Raw genomic sequence first — 20576 nt, 5'->3', positions numbered from 1 at the left:
ACACCCCGACCGAAGCCGACGAGGGCAAGTACCTGCGCGCCGTGTTCACCTACACGGACGGCCACGGTCCGGGCAAGCGGGCGGAGAGCCCGGCCGTGATGGTCGTCGGCGCGACCACGCCGGTCGTCTCGTTCGGCGCGGAGAGCTACACGGCCGCGGCGGGAGGGTCCGCCGATGTCGCCGTGCTCCTGTCGCCCGCCGCCTCCTCGGCGCTCGCCGTCGAGGTCGTGGCCGGAGACGGCAAGCACACCGTCACGTTCCAGACCGGAGCGAGTACGAGCACCCTGGCCGTCGGCACCGCCGGCCTCTCGGCCGGAGACACGCTCGCGGTCCGGTTCGGCGACCTGCCCGAAGGGGTGGCGGTCGGCGTACCGGCGACCACGCGGATCATCGTCGCGGCAACCGCCGGGGACCGGGTCTCCCGAGCCGTGGTCGAGGACGGTTCAAAGACCGAGCTTGAGGTCGAGTACGCCCAGGCGGAGTACGCGGCGGTCGCGGGCGGGCCGGGGACCGAGATCGCGCTGCGGGTGAGCCCCGCCGCCGATCGGCGGGTGGCCGTGCCGCTCACGGCCACTCACGCCTCTTCCGTGGAATCCATGTTGCCCGACTCCGTCGTGTTCGAGCCCGGCGACTCGCTCGCGGCGGTCACGCTCGAAGTTCCGGCCGGGTCCGGGTCCGGCCTCCTCGCGCTCGGGTTCGGCGCGTTGCCCGAAGCCGTGAGCGCTGGCACCGTCGCCTCCGCCACGGTCGACATCGCGGACCGCGACGCCGGCCTGCTCCGGGACGAGACGTTCGAGGTCGGACTCGCCGTCTTCGGGCGCGCCGTGGCCGAGGGCGCGCGCCAAGCCGTCGGCGCGCGCATCGACGCCGTCATGCGGCCCACGGGAGGCGGTTCAGGCACCGGCGTGCCCGGATCGGCGGCGGAGTGGGCCGGACGCGCCGCCGGCACCCTCGCCTCGCTCACCGGCGCGCCCTTGGGCGCTTCCTCGGCGGCCGACATGGCACGCCGATCCGGATCGGTCGATCTGCCGACCGGGCGGGAAGCCGCCCGGCGCCTGTTGCCGAGCCTCTCGTTCGCCACCGCGCTCGGGCCGCAGTCCGCCCAGGGGCGGCCCGGGATCGGGCTATGGGCCGAAGGTTCCGCGCAGTCGTTCCGGGGCGAGCCCGGCATCGACTACGACGGCGGCCTGCGCGCGCTCGCCGTCGGCGCCGACGCCCGCATCGGTTCCTCGACGCTCCTCGGGGTGTCGCTCATGCGCAGCGACGGCGACCTCGACTACGGCCACCGATCCACCAAGGGCTCGCTCGGACACGCCATGAGCAGCGTGCACCCCTACCTGTTCGTCCAGCCGTCCCCGAGGATCGGACTGTGGGCGATGGCCGGGTACGGGAGCGGGGATGTCCAAGACGACGAACGCCACGGGGACACCGGGGCGTCGCTCCGCATGCTCTTGGGCGGCGTCAAGGTGCCGCTCGCACGCAGCGGGGCGTTCGGACTCGCGCTCAACGGCGACGCGTTCACGGTCGGAATGAGCGCCGAAGACGGCCAGCGGGAAGGCTCGGCCGCGCGCGCACGCGCCCTGCTTGAAGCGTCATGGACGGCCGGAGGACTCAAGCTCGCCGCCCAGGCGGGGGTGCGCTACGACGGCGGCGACGCCGACACGGGCGGCGGCGCCGAGACCGGGGCCTCGATCGGCTACGCCGCGCACGGGCTCGACCTCGACCTCCGTGGAAGGCTCGGCCTCGGGGCCGGCCCACACCGCGAATGGGGCGCCGCGCTCAGGCTCGCCTTCGATCCCGGGACTAGGGGCGAAGGGTTCCGGCTGGCGGTCAGCCCCCGCCACGGACAGGACCAGAGCGGCATCCACGGACTCATGGACGGCGGAACGCTACACGCAATGACGCCCGGCACGGGACGGGACTGGCGGCTCGACGCCGAAGCCGGCTACGGGCTCAGGAGCCCCGGCGGCGGAGGCGCGCTCGACAGCTACACCCGCATCTCGGCGGATGGCCGGACCCGTGCATGGTCGTTCGGCAGCCGGTACAGCGTCAGCCAGACCCTCCGCCTCGGCATCGAGGGATCGCGCAACCGGATGCCCGGACAGCCCGGCAACCTCGGCCTCAAGATCGGAGTCGACTTCAAGTTCTGACCTCCCAACACCGCGCCGAGCCGCTGGTTGGTCGCACGGAAAACGAAGGCCGGACTCCCGCCAAACGACTCCGTGATTCCGGCCATCCCGAAACAACGGAACCAGGTCTTGCTCAACGGCAGGAATGGCAGATCGTGCAGTCCCAGTTAGACTTACGTGGTCTCCCGCCGTGATGTGAGCCTCGGCGATTCCGACTACCCCTTGTGGGTACAAAGGTGCTGGCGAGGGTGGCTGCCGCCCCCCTTCGATCCCCCGGAAACGGACGCGCCGATGCGCGCCGGGATCGCCGGCGACGAGTGCGCCGCTATAGCTCATGGCCCTACCTCCGGGAACCGTTCCGACTGCTCGCCCGCCGGAATCTGGCGGAGCTTCCGCACCGCGCGCGACACGTCGCGGGCGTCGGAGCGAATCAGGAGCCATTCGTGGCCGAACCGGGTTAGCCGGACCCAACACAGCCCGTCCCCGGCTTCGTCGATAGCGACCACCTCGCGGGCGTGGATCTTCCGCCCGTACGCTTGCCCGATGACTCCGCTATCGCTCACGGTATGGACCGGCCCCCAGTTTCATCCGTGGTGCACGGCGCGGTGCTGTCACGGGACCCCCCGCGACTCCCGAGCAATCTAGTCTTCCACCATCCAACCCGAAATACGAACTGGTCCCCCGCCACGGCGCGACGTCAGGAACCGGGCTCGAACCGCACTCGCGCGACGCGCCGTACGTCAAGCGAGTCCCTTGTGGTGCCGTACAGCACCGATTCAGTGACCCAGGGAACATCTCCCACGCTGACGCGGCGCGGCCATCGATACCGCGCCACCAGAGCGGACCCGGCGTATACATCGGCTTCGCGCATCTCCTCCCCGTCGATACCCGTCTTCTCGACCCACAAGCGACCGGATCGATCAAAGAAGATGTCGGCAAGCGGCGGCTTGCGGTCGGGAATCTCAAAGGGATGGTTCCGGAGATCGAACCGCTGGAGGTCGCGGTCAATGGAAGCCTGCGCCCATTCAAGGTCCGACGGGCTGAGCGGAGGGCCAAGCGCCTGTGGTCCCTCGACACGCGAAACAGTCCCATCCGGGTGGTGGAGCGTGACCGAGTACTCGGAGGTGACCGCTTCGGCCCACGCGCCGCTGGGGCTGTGAGCGTGAAGCCACAGCGGGCCGAACGGTTGGTAGACGAAGAAGCCTACCGGAGTGTCGCCGATCATACGCTCGACCGTGGTCGAGCCCATCGCGTACTTCTCCGGACCCGCCATCAGTACCGTGTCCACAGCCCCGTCGAAACCGTGATGAAAGCGCGCAGTGCCACCCCCGTCCTCGGTCATCAGTGATCCGATATCGACAAGCCGACCCTCGGCATCGAAGGTGATCGGGGCAACCATGCCAATGCCCACGTGAGCGATCCTCGCTCCACCATCGTATTCCGCATTCCCCCCGTCCAGCCGGAACACGCTGTATCGGGTACTCTCGCGCACCCAGAGCTTGCCGTCCGGCCCGAACGCGAGGCAACAGGGTTGCGTCAGTTCACCCGGTCCCTCGCCCGGACCACCGAAGCGGAACAGGAAGTCGCCCTCGGAACCGAAGACCCGCACCTCGTGCGACTGGAGGTCTGCGACGATCAGCCTCCCGCCCGTGTCCTCGACGATCGACTCGATCCGGGTGAAGAGATAGGGATCTTCACCTTCGATCTCCCCGAACTCCAGATCTACCGTGCCGCGGAAGGTCGGGACACCATCCGGTGAGCGTTCGATGCCTCCCTCCGAACAGCCTACACCGAAGCAGAGTGCCAGCAGCAGGGGCACGGACATCGAAGCGGCAGCGCGGGAATGTTCGTTCATCGGTCGGGACTCCAAGAGCTTGGGGACGCCAGCACACTTGTTTAGACGGCCTGAGCGGGCGTCACGTTGCACACGGGAGTCGATATGGCGTTGGTTGGAACTGCTGGTACTGGCATCGCCCGGCCACGAAGCACTGCGGTCGCGGCCTCAACCGCTGAACCCCAGCCTCCCGCAACCTCCGCCCGACCGATTTGCGTCCGCCAGCGTCCCCCGGGTCGCACGGAATCCCGTTCTGGAGTAGGGATGCGGCGAAGCACCCCCAAGTGGGACGCCGAGGCAGGAGGCCGTGGCAGTCCGCGAAGGCGAACCGTATCTTCTGCTTGCCCGAATCGGTTACGGTGCCCGTTGCAATCTCCCGTCAGAAGGGTCGGACATGTTCCGCCAAGACGTCGCCCTCTACAGGCCCCGCCCGTCCATCATTCACGTCCCCTTGCTACTCACCGCGCTCACCTCCTGCGAACCGGAACCGGCATCCGACACCCCGACTCGCGAGACGCTTCCGAACGGTGCCGTCCTCGTCCGCTACCCAACCCTCCCCGCCGTGGACTCCGTCGGCCCGGCAGTCATCGGGGCGCGTGTGGACCTCAAGTTCGGATCCCTTGAGGGGGACGACCCGAACGTGACCTTCGGCGACGTTCGAGGCGTGCAGGCGGCCAGCGACGGGACCATCTACGTGCTGGACCAACAGGCCGCGGAGGTCCGCGTCTTCGATTCCAGCGGCGGGTACCAGCGGACGATCGCGAGGCGCGGCGAGGGGCCGGGCGAGATCGGTGGCGCCAACGGCATCCTCCTTTCCGGAGACACTCTCCTGTGGATCCACGACACCAGGCAGTGGACGATTATCGGAGTTGATCCCACCGGCGCGGAGATACGCCGGTTCGTAAACCCCGTCATGAGCTTCGGACCCATCTGGGACGGTGTGTTCGACCATCGGGGCCGCTACTGGCGGACGACCACTCATGGAGAAGACGACCCGGGCTTCCCACCCCCGCCCGGACTGAGTTCGTGGAGCGAGCGGTGGTACTACAAGTCGTATGACCTGTCCAGCGGAGCCACCGACTCCGTCTACGTCGGTGAGGCCAGCTTTCGGTCATACGCATACTCCACTCCTGCGGGCTGGGGCTTCCTGCCTCTTCCCCACGAGGCAGCCGAGTTGATCGAGGTCAATCCTTCCGGTGGCTTCTGGCGCGCGCACACGGGGTCGTACCGGATCGTCCGAACCGGCGAGGGCGGGGATACGCTGGTGGTCATCGAAGCCGGGCTGCCCATCCAACGGGTCACGGACGAGGACCGGACGGCGTACGTCGAGAGCATTATCGACGACAGGCCCGATCTCCACCGGGAGGCGAACGAGGTCGCTGCTCTGATGCCGGACATCAAGCCCATTCTCGATGGTCTCTTCGTGGACGACGAAGGGAGACTCTGGGTTGAGAGAGTCATGCCGAGGGACGCGCCCGCCTTCTACGACCGGTACTCGGAAGACGGCGACTACTTGGGATCCGTTCGCCTTGCGTTCGAGGCGGCAGGCCCGATCTGGGTCCAGCACGGCAGCATCTACACATGGGTTGTCGATGAGTTCGAGGCTCCCTATGTCGTCAGGGCCTCGGTATCGTGAGAATCAGAATCATCGGGCGGGTGATTCTCCACACTCGGTGAATCGCCAAGAAAAATAGGAGAAGACGTGTCATGAGATGTCGGACGGCCACCGCCGGGGGATGGTTCTCGTTGTCGCTTGTTCCCATGATCGCGGCTCCGCTTGCCGCACAGCAGGTCGTCACGCTGCCCGCGGAGGACGGCCTCCTCGAAGCGGACTTCGAGGAGGTGTACCGCGTTGGGACTGTCGCGGGCGAAGACTGGGAGACCTTCGGCAATGTGCGCGACCTGGCGTTCGACCGGGTCGGCAACCTGTACGTGGTGGACACCCAAGGAGCACGGATCGTCGTCGTGAACCCGGAGGGTGGATTCGTGCGGCAACTGGGAGGCGTCGGCCAAGGCCCCGGAGAGTTCGATCAGCACAACACCACTTCGATTCGGATCGCCGTGCTCTCCGACGGGCGCGTCGCGGCCTTCAACCAGCGATTCACCGTGTTTGGACCCGACGGCGAGTTCGAGCGTACGGTGCGCCTGCGGGAGGGTGCGATGATCTTCATGCCGCGTCTGGACTTGGACCGGCGGGGAGGCGTGCTCGCGACCGGGGAAGTTCGAATCGTCGATATTGCCATACTGCGCGGGCGGGCTGACGGCACCGTGCCCGAACCGGAGTATCGCCATGTCATGCGCGTGGATCTGACCGGCGACGATGCCGCCTTGGACACGGTGGCGTACGCATGGTTCCCGCCGGGCGAGGCGACGGGGTTCATACCTCCTCTGAGTGCGGGCGCGCTACCCGGGGGTGGAGTGGCGTACACCGATTCGTCCGCCTATGCGATCAAGGTGGTGGGTGCCGATGGCAGGCTGGAGCGGGTCCTGACGAGGCCGTTTGTGCCCGAACCCGTGACGGACCGCATTCGCGAGGACGAGAGGGAGCGCCGCCTCAAGGGTCTGGAGGGCGATCCGCTAGGCGCGGGCAGATCCGGTGGTGAAAGGGGGGCCATGATGAGCACCATGGCCGATGCGATGCGCTCGCAGGCTGAGTCCATGGAGTTCTACCCCGAGATCCCCGTGGTTCGTAGGCTGCGCACAAGCTGGGAGGGTTACATATGGGTCCAGCGCCGGGGCGACGAGCCGGTGAGCGATGGCCCCATCGATGTGCTCACCCCGGACGGGCGCTACCTGGGCACCTTCTCGGCGGACGAGGTGTCGATGCCGGGTGCCTTCGGTCCCGACGGGCTGGCCGCGTTCGTGGAAGTGGACGAGCTCGGCGTGCAGACGGTCGTGGTGAAGCGTCTGCCGGAAGGGATCCGCTGATCCGGCGACGCCCCCCGAGCAGAGCATGGGCAGCAGCCCCCGTTTTGTTCAGCACGGCGTAGGCTAGAGTCACCGCCATCAGGTGTCGGGAGCCAGCCCCGGACGAACCGGCTTCTCGAATGCGTACGCGGGGGTCCGGGGGAGACCCCCGGCCAGAGTAAACGTGAAGCGTTTACACATCTGGCTCCTCCACAAGCCGCAGAAACCAGCGCCCCCGTGGCGCGCCCGCGCCAACGCCGGCCGGGGCGCCAACTCTGGACGACGGGCCACCCCGTCGCGAAGTTTCATTCGCGCAGATCGTGCAGTCCATCGAACGAGAGGAATCGAACGATGGCACGCACGAGAAAAGGCCGCCGGAGCTACGGCGCCGGCGAGTGGGGCCGGAACAGGGTCAGGGTGTTTCCAGACCCGAAAACCGGCCTGTTCCAGATGGAGTGGCGCGAGAACGGGCGCAGGCTCACCCGGTCGCTGGGTCACCGCGATTGGGCGAGGGCGAAACGGCAGGCGGACGAGTTCGCTGCCGGATTCGTCGGCCCGGACCTCAACGGCAAGGCGGAAGCCGAGCCGGAGCCGCTCACTCTGGGCACGCTGTTTGACAGCTACGGTGAGGAGGTGACGCCGACCAAGGGCGAACGGTCCCGGCGACACGACAGGTCTTCAACGGAGATGTTCCTCCGGTTCTTCGGACGGGACCGCGAAGCGGCGACGCTTTCCCAGCGGGACTGGGACCGGTTCATCGTGGCGCGGCGCGCGGGCAGGATCGGTATCTCGGGCAGGCCCGTGTCGAACCGGACGATCCAATACGACTTGGCGTTCCTGATGGCGGTGCTCAACTGGGCCGCGAGGTCGAAGGACGAGCGGGGTCGCCCGATGCTGGACAGGAATCCGCTCCAGGGCCTCAGGAAGCCCATCGAGAAGAACCCCACCCGGGTCGTGCTCACCGAAGAGGAGTACCGCGCACTCTTGAGGGTGTCCACGGAGGTGGGCTGGCAGTTCCGCACCGCCCTCGTGCTCGCGCACGAAACGGGACACCGGATCGGTGCCATCCGCCAGCTCCGGTGGAGCGACATCGACTTCGTGGGCAAAGCGGTGCGGTGGCGGGCGAAGCATGAGAAGACGGGCTACGAGCACACCACGCCCGTGACCGCCGAGGCGTTGGCCGCTCTGGAGGAGGCGCGAGCGTTGAGCGCCGGGTCCGGCGACGGGCCGGTGCTCCCCGCACCGAGGGATCCCTCGCAGTGCGCGGGCCGGACGCTCGTGGGGTACTGGTGGAGGAAGGCCCAGACGCTGGCCGGACTCGAACCCAAGCGTGGTCGTGGCTGGCACTCGCTGAGGCGGAAGTTCGCGTCCGACCTCATGAACGTCCCGCTCAAGGTGCTCTGCGATCTCGGCGGCTGGAAGGAGGCACAGACCATTCTCCGCTGCTACCAGCAGGCCGACGAAGTACAACTCAGGACGGCTCTGGACAGCCGTCGCCGCGAGGTTGAGGCTCGATGATCCAAACGGCGGGAACCAAACAGCGGTAACCGGATCGCCGAATTCCGTAAGTCACGCGGTCACAGTAGGATGCGTGACCAATTGCAAATGCCTCGGCAGCGGTCTCGTCCCGGTGCAACTCGCTCTCACCATGACCACGATACTGCGAGAACTCGAACTGGAGCCGCTCGCGCCCGACCACGCGCTGCGCGTCAGGTCGTTCCCGACCATGCAGCCGATGGACTTTCGAATCCGCGTCCTGCGCCGACGGGCACACAGCGCCGCCGCCACGGTGTAGCTCCCGTGACCGGCGTCCGGCCACAGGCGAGCATTCCGCGCTACCACTCCCTCGACCGGCTGCGGGCAGCCATGATGCTGCTCGCGGTGGCCCGTCACGCCGCGGTCAGCTACGTGCCCGTCGTCTTCTTCGAATGGCCGTATCGAGACCCCCAGGCCGACATGCTCTCCTACTGGGTGGTCATCTTCATCCGCGTGTTCAACCTGCCCGTATTCTTCGCGATTGCGGGTTTCTTTGCAGCCTACCTGCTCGACACACGCGGCACGCGAGAGTTCCTGCGGCACCGGTGGAGCCGGATCGGGGTGCCGTTCCTGGTGGCGTGGCCCCTCCTTGGGGTCACGATGTTCTTCATCGTGCCGTTCGCCGCCCAGTTCAGCGCCACCCCGCCGAACGCCGCCTACAGCCTCGCGGAGCTGACCTCGTCCAGGGCCCTGGACCACCTGTTCATGCACCTGTGGTTCCTCTACCACCTGATGATCCTGTGCGTGGCCGCCACTGCAATCCGCCCGCTCGCCGCCCGGATTCCCGCAGCCCTGCGCGCCCGTGCGATGGACCTCTTCGAGCGCCGGGTGCACCGCGGAGGCATCGTGGTGCTGATTCTGGCCGCGGGCCTCATCCTGTACCGGATGGAGTCGTGGGCGATCGACTACTACGCCGGCCCGTTCCCCGCCCCGCGCCAGCTGGCGCTGTACGGCCTGTTCTTCGGATTCGGATGGATGCTGTTTCGCAAGCGCGAGACGCTGGAGGGCTTCAAGCGCCCCACATGGGCTCTGCTCGCCGCCGGAGTGCTGTGCTTTCTCGTGTACCGTCACTTCTTCGAGCTCGGCTGCCCCCCCAGGCCTGACAGGACGTGCCCGGAGGCTGCCGAGGGACACCTGCCGGCGGTCGTCTTCCTCGCGCTCTCGATGTGGTTCATGGCGTATGGCCTGATCGGACTGTTCCTGCGCTTCCTGAACAAGCCGAGCCCACGCTGGCGGTACATGGCGGACGCCTCGTACTGGATCTACATCGTCCACGTGCCGTTCGTCATGCTGCTGCCCATTCTGCTGGCGGGCGTGCCGCTTCCCGGGATCGTCAAGTTCGTGCTCGTATCGGTCATGGCTATCGGCCTGATCCTTGTGACCTACCACTACCTGGTCCGACCGACGTTCATTGGGAAACAGCTGAACGGGCGCCGCTATCCGAGAAGGGCGACATGATGGCGGGGGGCCCGATCGCCTGGATGGCCCGCAACGGCGTCGCGGCCAACCTCCTGATGGTGGGGATCCTGGCGGCCGGGCTCTTCTCTCTCGGGAGCCTCGACCAGGAGGTGCTGCCGGAGCACTCGCTGGACCGGATTCAGGTCTCCGTCCCGTACCCGGGAGCGTCCCCGGCAGAGGTGGACGAATCGATCGTCCGCAGAATCGAGGAGCGGATTCGGTCGATCGAGGGCATCAGGAGCATCCAATCGGTGGCCTCGGAGGGACTCGGATCGGTTGTCGCCGAACTCGCCGGATCCGCTGACGCCGACAGGGCGCTGGAGGATATCAAAGCGGCGGTCGAAGGAATCCGGGCCTTCCCGGCGGGTGCCGAGCGGCCCGCGGTAACCGAAATGACGTCGCGCCGCAGCGTCATGCGGATTGCCCTCTACGGAGATGTCCCGGAACGGACCCTCAAGGAGCTGGCCCACCGCGTCGAGGACGAACTCTCGTCGCTCCCGGCGGTTTCACACGTGCGGACGAGCAGCGTGCGCGACTACGAGATCTCGATCGAGGTGCCGGCAAGCCGTCTGAACGCGCTGGGCCTTACGCTGCCGGACGTGGCCGCCGCGGTCCGCAGCGGTACGCTGGAGCTGTCGGCGGGCAGCATCGACACTCCGGGCGAACAGGTCAGAATCCGGACCGCCGGCCGCAGCTACAACCAGCACGACTTCGAGGACATCATCGTGCTGGCCAGGGGCGACGGCACCACGGTTCGCCTGGGCGACATCGCCGAGGTGCGCGACGGCTTCGCCGAAGGCGGACTGGTCAGCCGCTACAACGGACAACCGGCCGCCTTCATCGAGGTCTACAGGACCGCGAACGAGCGCGTTCTGGACATCGCCGAAGCCGTCGAGCGGCAGCTGCGAGAGAGCGTGGCCCCGGGGTTGCCGCCGGGGGTGGGGGTGGATGTCTGGAGCAACGACGCGGAGCCCCTTGCGGCCCGCCTCGGCCTGATGCTCAAGAACGGATTCCTGGGACTCCTGCTGGTGCTGGGCGTGCTCACGCTGTTCCTGGACCTCAGGCTTGCGTTCTGGGTTGCCGCGGGCATCGCGGTCTCGTTCGTCGGGACCCTGGCCGTCATGGCGGTGCTCGACGTGTCCATCAACTTGACCTCCCTCTTCGCATTCATCCTGGCCGTCGGGATCGTCGTGGACGACGCGGTCGTGGTGGGCGAGAACATCGCGGCGGAGCGCGAGCGGGGACACGGCGGGCTGGCGGCGGCCATCCGGGGCGCCCGGCGCGTGCGCGCACCGGTGGTTTTTGGCGTTCTGACCACGATGGCCGCCTTCGTACCCCTCTTTTTCGTCCCCAGTTCGGTCGGAGCGATGGCCGAGGCGATCCCCGTGATCGTGATCTCGGTGTTGGCGTTCTCGCTGCTGGAATCGCTGCTGGTGCTGCCCCACCACCTCTCCGGGCTGCCGGCGGGCGGTGCTTCGGGTCCGCGCGGTCGCTCCGCTGGCGACTCCCCCGGTCCGCGCGCTCGCTCCACCGATGGCTTTCACAAGCGTGCGCAGGCCAGGGTCAACCGCGCGCTGGAGCGGTTCGTGAACGGCCCGCTGGATCGCCTTCTGCGCTTTGCGACGGCCCGGCCCGGGATCGTGCTCGCGGCCGGAGCGGGCACCCTAATCGTCGTCCTCGCGCTGGTTCCCGCCGGGATCGTCGGCGTTGCGTTTACGCCCACCGTCGAGGGCAACCTGGTGACCACGACGCTGGAGATGCCCGAAGGTACGCCACGGGCACGCACCGCCAACGTGTCCCAGCAGCTGGAGGACGCCGGACGCCGGGCGGCCGACCGATTGTCGACCGGAGGGCCCGAGGGAGCGGAACCGCTGGTGACCGGCGTTGCAGTCACTCTGGGGGGTGCACCGGCAACGCTCGGGGCGGCCATCGTGGATTCCGGTGGGGATCCGGAGTCGGTGCCCCGCGCCAACATCGCGACCGTGCAGTTCAGGCTCCTCGACGCCCAGCTCCGCACGATCGCCGCTTCGGCGTTCGAGGACGCCTGGCGGGAGGAAGCCGCGACGATCGCAGGCCACCGCAGCCTGTCCTTCAGCGCGAATCTCGTCGACCTGGGCCGGCCTGTGCATGTGGAACTCGTGCACCCGGAACCGAGTCGCCTGACCGCGGTGGCCGATACCGTCGCAGGGCTCCTGCGCGGGTGGCCGGGCGTCTTCGACGTCCGGTCGGACCAGGACCAAGGCGTTGGTGAGATTCAGCTCGACCTGAGGCCGGAGGCCCGGACGGTGGGAATCACGCTCGACGACCTTGCCCGCCAGGTCCGCGCCGCGTTCTTCGGCGAGGAGGTGGTGCGGCTGCAGCGGGGCCGGGAGGAGGTCCGGGTCTACGCACGGCTTCCCGAAAACGAACGCGACGCCATCGCCGATCTTGAGACCTACCAGCTGCGCACGGCCGAGGGAGGGGCGGTCCACCTCGGCCAGGTCGCGACGGCACGGTTCGCGAATTCGCCCATTGTGATCCGGCGCCAGGACGGCAGCCGCGTCGCAACCGTCACGGCCGACGCGCAGGGTCCCGCAACACCGGCGGCGATTCAGCGGCTGGACGCGGTCCTGGAGGAAATGTCGGCCCGGGATCCCGGCCTCGAGCACTCGTTCGCCGGCGAGCGCCAGGAGGTGGCCGAGTCGATGGGAGCTCTCGGCATCGGCTTCGCTCTCGCGCTGTTCGCGATCTACGCGCTGCTGGCGATCCCGTTCCGTTCGTACGTCCGGCCCCTGATCGTGATGGCCGCGATCCCGTTCGGCCTGGTGGGCGCGGTGCTGGGACACCTGCTGCTTGGGTTCGAGATCGCCGCCACCTCGATCTTCGGCTTTGTGGGGCTCAGCGGCGTGGTCGTCAACGACTCCATCGTCATGATCGACTTCATCGGCGAGCGGCGGCGCGCGGGCATGCCCGTCCGCGAAGCCATCATCGGCGGCGCCAAGGCGCGCTTCCGCCCGATCTTCCTGACCTCGCTGACCACCTTCCTGGGCGTCGCCCCCCTCATTCTGGAGCAGGACCTGCAGGCGCGCTTCCTGATCCCCATGGCGGCCTCACTCGGCTTCGGAATCATCGCCGCGACCGGCGTGCTGATGGTGATCGTTCCGGCGCTCGCGACGCTACAGATGGGACGGAAGGAGCGGGTGGCGCCGGCCTGAGTACGGACTGTCGCTACTCACATACTCATATACTCATATACTCACGACCGTGAGGTGGGCATCCCGACGAAAACGAGCCCGCAGTCAGTCCTCAAGCGTGAGTGAACAGTGCGCAGTGTATAACGTCGTGCGGCTCTTAGTACAGGATACGACCTAAACTAAACCAACAGCACGACGGGTTGCGATGGGGCCCTCCACACCGATGCACCCGGCTGGTTCCCCGGCTGGAATCCCCCCACCGTTTCCGCTATCGTTGCAACTACAACGGCCTCCGCCATTTACCGGCGGTGAGCCGACAGTCAAGGCGATTTGTGGCATATTGCGGCCAGCGAACAGCTAAAAAGCCACGCCCGCCGGGAGGACCACAGGCCCGCTGGACAGGGGTCGGTCCTTCCGCACGGGCGGACTGGCGGGAAGTGCGGGACACCAGGTGACCAGACCCCCCATCGAGCAGCTCCTCGCCGACCGCATCCTGGTGCTCGACGGCGCGATGGGTACCATGATCCAGCGCCACGACCTCGGCGAGGACGACTTTCGCGGCGACCTCTTCCGCGCGCACCCCCATCCGCTGCTCGGCAACAACGACCTCCTCAGCCTGACGCGCCCCGACATCATCGGCGGGATCCACCGCGCCTACCTCGAGGCGGGCGCGGACATCATCGAGACGAACACCTTCTCCTCGACGCGGGTGCCGATGTCGGATTACGGCGTAGAGGACGCGGTCGGCGACATCAATCGCGCGTCGGCCCGAATCGCGCGCGCAGCCGCCGACGAATTCACGGCACGCACCCCCGACCGCCCCCGCTACGTGGCCGGGATCCTCGGCCCGATGAACCGCACGGCATCGATCTCGTCCGACGTGAACGACCCCGGCGCCCGCCAGGTCACCTTCGAGCAACTGCGCGCGGCGTACGCCGAACAGGCCCGCGCGCTAATCGAAGGCGGCGCGGACATTCTCATGGTCGAGACCATCTTCGACACCCTGAACGCCAAGGCGGCCGTCTTCGCGATCCTGGAGGTGTTCGACGCACTCGGCAGCCGCCTCCCGCTCATGATCTCCGGCACCATCACCGACCAGAGCGGCCGCACGCTCACCGGCCAGACCCCCGAGGCCTTCTACAACTCGCTCCGTCACGCGTCCCCGGTCGCCTTCGGCCTGAACTGCGCCCTCGGCCCCGACCAGCTGCGCCCCTACCTGCAGGAGCTGTCCACGGTCAGCGAGTACCCGGTCAGCTGCCACCCCAACGCCGGCCTGCCCAACGAGTTCGGCGGCTACGACCTGACCCCCGAGGACATAGCCGCCACCATGGGCGACTTCGCGCGCTCCGGCTTCCTCAACCTCGTGGGCGGGTGCTGCGGGACCACGGAGGAGCACATCGCGGCGATCGCGGCCGCCGTCGAGGGCGTCGAGCCCCGCCGCGTGCCCGAGCCCCCCGTCCGCACCCGTCTCTCCGGCCTGGAGCCCCTCACCATCGGGCCCGAGTCGCTCTTCGTGAACGTGGGCGAGCGCACCAACGTCACGGGGTCGCAGCGCTTCGCGCGCCTCATCCTGGACGACGACTACGAGGCCGCGCTCGAGGTCGCGCTGCAGCAGGTCCGCAACGGCGCGCAGATCATCGACGTCAACATGGACGAGGGGATGCTGGACTCGGAGGCGGCGATGGTGCGCTTCCTAAACCTGCTCGCGGCCGAGCCCGAGATCGCGCGCGTCCCGTTCATGATCGACTCGTCGCGCTGGGAGGTGATCGAGGCCGGGCTGCGGTGCGTGCAGGGCAAGGCGGTGGTCAACTCGATCAGCCTCAAGGACGGCGAGGACGCCTTCCGCGAGCAGGCGCGCCTGATCCGGCGCTACGGCGCGGCCGTCATCATCATGGCCTTCGACGAGGAGGGCCAGGCCGACACCGCCGAACGCAAGGTGGAGATCTCGCGGCGCGCGTACGACATCCTGGTGCAGGAGGAGGGGTTCCCGCCCGAGGACGTCATCTTCGACCCCAACATCTTCGCCGTGGCCACCGGGATCGCCGAGCACGACGAGTACGCGGTGGCGTACTTCGACGCGGTCGCGCGCATCAAGGAGGCGCTGCCTCACGCGCTGGTGAGCGGCGGGGTCAGCAACGTGTCGTTCTCGTTCCGGGGCAGCCACGGCGTGCGCGAGGCGATGCACTCCGCGTTCCTGTACCACGCGGGGCGCGCCGGGATGGACATGGGGATCGTCAACGCCGGCGCGATCACGGTCTATGACGAGATCCCCGACGAACTGCTCACCGCGGTCGAGGACGTGCTCTTCAACCGCGACGCCGGGGCCACCGAGCGCCTGACCGAGCTCGCCGGCAGATACCGGGGGAGCGCGGCGGGCGACGTCGAGGACCTGTCCTGGCGCGACGCACCCGCCGGACAGCGCCTGCAGCACGCGCTCGTGCACGGAATCACGGACTTCATCGAGGAGGACACCGAGGAGGCGCGCGCCGGGGCAAAGCGGGCGCTGCACGTGATCGAGGGGCCGCTGATGGCCGGAATGAACACCGTCGGCGACCTCTTCGGCGACGGCAGGATGTTCCTGCCGCAGGTGGTCAAGAGCGCCCGCGTGATGAAGCGCGCGGTGGCGTACCTGGTGCCGTTCCTGGAGCGCGAGAAGGGGTTGGGGGAGGCGGAGGGGGCGGAGGACGGAGATGGCGCGTCGGGCGACAGCGAGGCCGGGGCCGCCCGCGAGTCCGGCCCCCGATCCGCCGGCCGCATCGTCATGGCGACCGTCAAGGGCGACGTGCACGACATCGGCAAGAACATCGTCGGCGTCGTGCTCCAGTGTAACAACTACGAAGTGTTCGATCTGGGCGTGATGGCCCCCGCCGAAAACATCCTGGAGAAGGCCCGCGAGGTGGACGCCGACCTGATCGGGCTTTCCGGGCTGATCACGCCGAGCCTCGACCAGATGGTGCACGTCGCCAACGAGATGGAGCGCACGGGCATGACCCAGCCGCTCCTGATCGGCGGCGCCACGACCTCGCGCGTCCACACCGCCGTCAAGATCGAGCCGCGCTATTCCGGCGCCACCGTCCACGTGCTGGATGCGTCCCGCTGCGTCACGGTGGCCGGCAAGCTGCTCGACCGTGGCAGCCGGGCGGCGTACACGGCCGCGATCCGAGAGGAGTACGAGGGCATTCGCAGGCGGCGGGCCGGGCCGGGCAAGCGCGCGCCGCTGCTGACGATCGAGGTCGCGCGCGCCAACCGTCTGCAGCTCGACTGGGGCCGCCATGCGCCGGTGCGGCCGACGTTCACGGGAACGCGAACCTTCCCTCGCGACGGGGCCGAAGGGGTGGCGTCCGGGCATGGCGCGTCGGCGTCGCCGAGATCTGCGCTCTCGTCCCACTCCTACGACCTCGACGAACTGATCTCGCGGATCGACTGGACGCCCTTCTTCCGGGCGTGGGACCTGAAGGGCAAGTTCCCGGCCATCCTCTCGGACCCGGAGGTGGGCGAGCAGGCGACGAGCGTGTACGAGGACGCGCGCGCGCTGCTCGGGCGGATCCGGCGCGAACGGCTGCTGGCGGCGAGGGCTGTCGTCGGCCTCTGGCATGCCAATGCGGTGGGCGATGACATAGCTGTCTGGGACAGCGAATCGCGCGACACCCCGCTCGCAACCTTCCACTGTCTGCGGCAGCAGTTCGCCAAGCGCGACGGCCGCGCCAGCCTCTGCCTGGCCGATTTCGTGGCCCCCGAGTGCTCCGGCGTGGCCGACTACGTGGGCGCGTTCGTGGTGACCGCCGGTGAGGGTGTGGCCGAACTGTGCGCCGAATTCGAGGCCGCGGGCGACGACTACCAGAGCATCCTCACTAAGGCGCTGGCCGACCGGCTCGCGGAAGCCTTCGCCGAGCGCATGCACGAACGCGTGCGCCGCGAGTTCTGGGGCTACGCGCCGGACGAGTCGTTCACGAACAGCCAGCTCATCGCCGAGGAATACGCCGGCATCCGGCCTGCCCCGGGCTATCCCGCCTCGCCCGACCACTCCGAAAAGCGGACGCTCTTCCGCCTGCTGGACGCCGACCGGATCGGCGTGTCGCTGACCGAAACCTGCGCGATGATGCCCGCCGCGTCGGTCTCGGGCCTCTACATCGGACACCCCGGGAGCTTCTATTTCGGGGTGGGCCGGATCGCCGGGGACCAGTTGAACGACTACGCAAAGCGTAAGGGAATAAGTGTGGACCGGGCCACGCAATGGCTGAATCCGAACCTGACGGCGGAGACCCCACGTGGCTGACCTGCGGGAGATGCTCGCCGGCGAGCGCGTTCACGTGATGGACGGCGCGATGGGCACGATGATCTACACCCGCGGCGTCTTCCTGAACGTCTGCTACGACGAGCTGAACGACACGCACCCCGACCTGGTCGAGGGCGTGCACGAGCAGTACATCCGGGCCGGCGCCGAGATCATCGAGACGAATACGTTCGGCGCGAACCCGGTCAAGCTGTCCTCGCACGGGCTGGACGAGCGGACCGAAGAGCTCAACGCGCTGGCCGCCGGGATCGCCGTGCGGACAGCGTCGGGGCGCGCCGCGGTGGCAGGCGCCATCGGACCGCTGGGTGTCCGGCTCGAGCCGCTGGGCCCGACCTCGCTGGAAGAGGCGCGCGACTACTTCGGACGGCAGGTGGACGGGCTTCTGGCGGGCGGCGTCGACGGCTTCGTGCTTGAGACGTTTGCCGACCTGGTCGAGCTCCGGCAGGCGTTCCGCGCGGTGCGGGCGCGCTGCGATCTGCCCGTGATCGCACAGGTGACGGTGGGCGAGGACGGCGTCACCGAATACGGCACGACGGCCGGACAGGCGGCGCGCGCGGCCGAGGCGTGGGGCGCCGATGCGGTGGGGCTGAACTGCTCGGTGGGGCCCGCGGTCATCCTGGAGGGCCTGGAACGGATGGCCGAGGTCACCCGGCTGCCGCTCGCGGCGGTCCCCAACGCGGGGCTGCCTCGCGCCGTCGGCGACCGGAAGATCTACGTCAGCGAGCCCGGGTACATGGCGCAGTACGCCCGGCGCGCCATCGAGGCAGGCGCGCGGCTCGTGGGCGGCTGCTGCGGCACGACCCCCGAACACATCCGCAGCATCGCCGACGCGGTGGGGGCGATCCAGCCGCAGCGCACCTCGGTCCGGGTGGTCCGCTCGGTGGGCGAGCCAGCTGCGCGCAAGTCCCCTCCCCCGCTGGCGTCGCGCTCGGAACTCGGCCGGCTTCTGGCACGGGGTGACTTCGTGACCATGGTCAGGGTTCTTCCGCCCCGGGGATGGGACACGTCGCGGATGCTCGACGACTGCCGCGCGCTGGCCGAGGCCGGAGCCGACGTGATCGGTATCCACGAGGATCGCCGCACCGCCCGCCTGAGCGTGCTCGCGCTGGCCGGCCTGATCGGGACTTCGTGCACGGCCGAGCCGCTGGCGCACTACACCTGCCGCGACCGCACGCTCTTCGGCATGATCAGCGACCTCCTGGGCGCGGCGGCATCCGGCGTGCGCAACGTGCTTCTCCTGACCGGCGACCCGCCCGGCGCCGCCCCCTACCCCGACTACAGGTCCGTGGTCGACGTGGACTCGATCGGCCTCACCAACGTGGTCACCGCGATGAACCGCGGGGTCGATCCGTCGGGCAACGACATCGGCCCGCCTCCCGGGTTCGTCGTGGGCGTGGCGCTCCGCCAGGGCACCCGCGATCCCGCGCGCGAACTGGGCCGCTTCCGCTGGAAGGTCGACGCCGGCGCGCACTTTGCCGTGACGCAGCCGGTCTTCGACGCCGAGCACCTGCTCGAGTTCCTGGCGGGGATCGGGGACGGCGGCCGTGGCCCCGGGGACGGCGGCGGTGGGCCCGGGGACGGAGGCGGTGGCCCTGGGATCCCGGTGGTGGCCGCGATCCAGCCGCTCGGCTCGCTCCGCCACGCCGAGTTCCTCAAGCACGAGGTGCCGGGCGTGGTCCTGCCGGACAGGGTGGTGGAGCGGATGCGGCGGGCGGACGGGCGAGGCGCGGAGCATGCCGCCGCGGAGGGAATCGCGATCGCGCGAGAGACGGTGGCGGCGCTGGCGGGGAAGGTCGCGGGAGTGGAGGTCGCCGCGCACCGGGGGCCGGGGGTGGCGGCGGCGGTGGGGGTGTTGGAGGGGGTGGGTGGCGATTGACACCCCGCCGGACACTACTAACAATATAGTTGTCCGATTCGCTCCGTCCCTCGCCAGCCTGGGGCCAATGTCCCTGACAGGAACCAAAATGCGTCCGAGACTCGCCTTCGCTCTCGCTTGTCTGGCCACTTCCATGCTCGGATGCTGGCAACAGTCGAGTGATGCGCCATCCGGCGAAGAGTTGGTCACCACGCTGGAGCCCGTCGCGTCGTCCCCGGCGCCGCTGAGCTACAACGACGACATTGCGCTCGTCACCGAAGATCTCGCCTGTGTCATCAACTCCTTCGAGTTCCAGGTCCACTGCGGCGAGCGCTCAGGCGCAATCGTGGGCGTGTTTGGCCGTGAGGGAGACGGGCCGGGGGAATTCCGGACGCTGGCGGGCGTGGAACGTGGCCCGGATGGAGCTCTCGCAGTCGTCGACCTGAGGCTCGACCGGCTCACTTTCTTCTCCACCGACGGAACCTACGAGTCCACCGTATCGATGCCAGGCGCTTTTTCTCCCGACGGGCTTTGGGGAACACGGGTTTTCGGAACCGACCACTTCAAGAACATGGATTTCTCGGAACTCTCGACCGAGTCGCCCGAGGACATGTTGAGACCCGCCCATATGGAGATCGACCTCGAATCCGGGGAAGTCGTGTGGGAACGGTCCGGCATCACGGAAGCAGCCGAAATCGAGTGCGGTCCGATCATTCTCGGCAGGCCCGATCCCCGTGGCGGCTACGTCTTTCGTGCGTGCCAGGAACTCCTGGTCTTCTTCGAACACCGGGATGACACCACGGCCACGGTCGTCCCGTCGCCTACCTATGTCGAGGAACTGCCCAACCAGAGGGATGTGGACGATTACCTGGAGGGGTTGGCGCGGCTGTCGGGAACGATGGCGCAAGCGGCCGGAGGCGTTGCGGTGGCGCGGTCGGCCATGGAGCCATACGCGGCAGGATATCGCGAAGACCCCAAGATGTGGTTCCTCAGGGGTATCCCCTTCGATTTCGATAGCGAGGGCCGCCTGTGGGTCGCCACCACGCGCGACCGCGACCTCTACTCGTACCTTGACGTATGGGTCGGCACCGCGTACGCCGGGACAGTCAGGATTCGGGACCGTCTCCTGGGCTACGACCTCTTCGGTGCGACGTTCGCCGCTCTGGTTGAACGGGCACCCGGACCGGACGGGATCGCCGAGCGGGCCATCGACTGGTACGACATCTCGGGACTCGGGATCGGCTCCTGAAAAGTCCCATCGGGCCACGAGTGGAGGTTTCGGTTCGGCAGCAGGCCGCTCGCCGGACCACTACATGATCGCATCCACGTGCACATGAAACCGGTACCGGGGATCCGGGCCGTTCAGCGCCCGCGCGAGATCCACCCGCAG

The 20576-nt window shown here is 68.4% G+C and carries 12 protein-coding genes; 10 read left to right on the top strand and 2 right to left on the bottom strand.

From position 1 onward, the window contains the following. The coding region (locus OXN85_01070) for a hypothetical protein (protein MCY3598551.1) at positions 1-2150 on the top strand (2150 nt) is incomplete at its 5' end. Positions 2151-2461: 311 nt separating this feature from the next. Here the strand turns inward: OXN85_01070 and OXN85_01065 are convergent. Then, positions 2462-2692 (bottom strand): hypothetical protein, encoded by a 231-nt coding sequence (locus OXN85_01065; GenBank protein ID MCY3598550.1) that lies wholly within the window; start codon positions 2690-2692, stop codon positions 2462-2464. Positions 2693-2826: 134 nt separating this feature from the next. Next, the gene (locus OXN85_01060; GenBank protein ID MCY3598549.1) at positions 2827-3984 is read right to left on the bottom strand and encodes a 6-bladed beta-propeller; all 1158 of its coding nucleotides are present in this window, start codon (positions 3982-3984) and stop codon (positions 2827-2829) included. A 373-nt stretch (positions 3985-4357) separates the two neighbouring features. Here OXN85_01060 and OXN85_01055 point away from each other — a divergent pair, with 373 nt between their 5' ends. From OXN85_01055 to OXN85_01015, 9 genes are all read left to right on the top strand, one after another. Then, positions 4358-5599, top strand: coding sequence for a 6-bladed beta-propeller (locus OXN85_01055; GenBank protein MCY3598548.1), 1242 nt, complete (start codon positions 4358-4360; stop codon positions 5597-5599). Between the two features lie 71 nt (positions 5600-5670). Beyond that, a complete protein-coding gene (locus OXN85_01050) occupies positions 5671-6891 on the top strand; it encodes a hypothetical protein (GenBank protein MCY3598547.1) in 1221 nt (406 codons plus the stop codon). Positions 6892-7221: 330 nt separating this feature from the next. Continuing rightward, positions 7222-8388 carry a site-specific integrase gene (locus OXN85_01045; protein ID MCY3598546.1) on the top strand — a complete coding sequence of 389 codons (1167 nt, stop codon included), beginning with the start codon at positions 7222-7224 and terminating at the stop codon, positions 8386-8388. A 73-nt stretch (positions 8389-8461) separates the two neighbouring features. Beyond that, on the top strand, positions 8462-8665 hold the full coding sequence (locus tag OXN85_01040) for a hypothetical protein (GenBank protein MCY3598545.1): 204 nt from the start codon (positions 8462-8464) through the stop codon (positions 8663-8665). A 5-nt stretch (positions 8666-8670) separates the two neighbouring features. Next, positions 8671-9864, top strand: a complete 1194-nt coding sequence (locus OXN85_01035; GenBank protein ID MCY3598544.1) for an acyltransferase family protein — start codon at positions 8671-8673, stop codon at positions 9862-9864. Next, a complete protein-coding gene (locus OXN85_01030) occupies positions 9861-13058 on the top strand; it encodes an efflux RND transporter permease subunit (GenBank protein MCY3598543.1) in 3198 nt (1065 codons plus the stop codon). Before OXN85_01035 ends, OXN85_01030 begins: the two co-directional genes overlap by 4 nt. A 430-nt stretch (positions 13059-13488) precedes the next feature. Continuing rightward, positions 13489-17313 (top strand): methionine synthase, encoded by a 3825-nt coding sequence (gene metH / locus OXN85_01025; protein ID MCY3598542.1) that lies wholly within the window; start codon positions 13489-13491, stop codon positions 17311-17313. After that, positions 17306-19207 (top strand): bifunctional homocysteine S-methyltransferase/methylenetetrahydrofolate reductase, encoded by a 1902-nt coding sequence (locus OXN85_01020; protein ID MCY3598541.1) that lies wholly within the window; start codon positions 17306-17308, stop codon positions 19205-19207. Before metH ends, OXN85_01020 begins: the two co-directional genes overlap by 8 nt. Positions 19208-19388: 181 nt before the next feature. Beyond that, entirely contained in the window at positions 19389-20435 is a 1047-nt protein-coding gene (locus OXN85_01015) for a hypothetical protein (GenBank protein ID MCY3598540.1), read from the top strand. Positions 20436-20576 lie beyond the last annotated feature (141 nt).

The organism is Candidatus Palauibacter australiensis (genome assembly GCA_026705295.1).
Taxonomy (GTDB): Bacteria; Gemmatimonadota; Gemmatimonadetes; order Palauibacterales; family Palauibacteraceae; genus Palauibacter; species Palauibacter australiensis.
Note: the sequence above shows the minus strand (reverse complement) of the source record. Positions and strands in the feature narration are given on the sequence as shown.

What these genes read in the sequence shown, in the direction of transcription:
- OXN85_01060 (MCY3598549.1), bottom strand. Translation starts at nt 3,984, where the DNA reads ATGAACGAACATTCCCGCGCTGCCGCTTCGATGTCCGTGCCCCTGCTG.
- OXN85_01030 (MCY3598543.1), top strand. Translation starts at nt 9,861, where the DNA reads ATGATGGCGGGGGGCCCGATCGCCTGGATGGCCCGCAACGGCGTCGCG.
- OXN85_01050 (MCY3598547.1), top strand. Translation starts at nt 5,671, where the DNA reads ATGAGATGTCGGACGGCCACCGCCGGGGGATGGTTCTCGTTGTCGCTT.
- OXN85_01045 (MCY3598546.1), top strand. Translation starts at nt 7,222, where the DNA reads ATGGCACGCACGAGAAAAGGCCGCCGGAGCTACGGCGCCGGCGAGTGG.
- OXN85_01055 (MCY3598548.1), top strand. Translation starts at nt 4,358, where the DNA reads ATGTTCCGCCAAGACGTCGCCCTCTACAGGCCCCGCCCGTCCATCATT.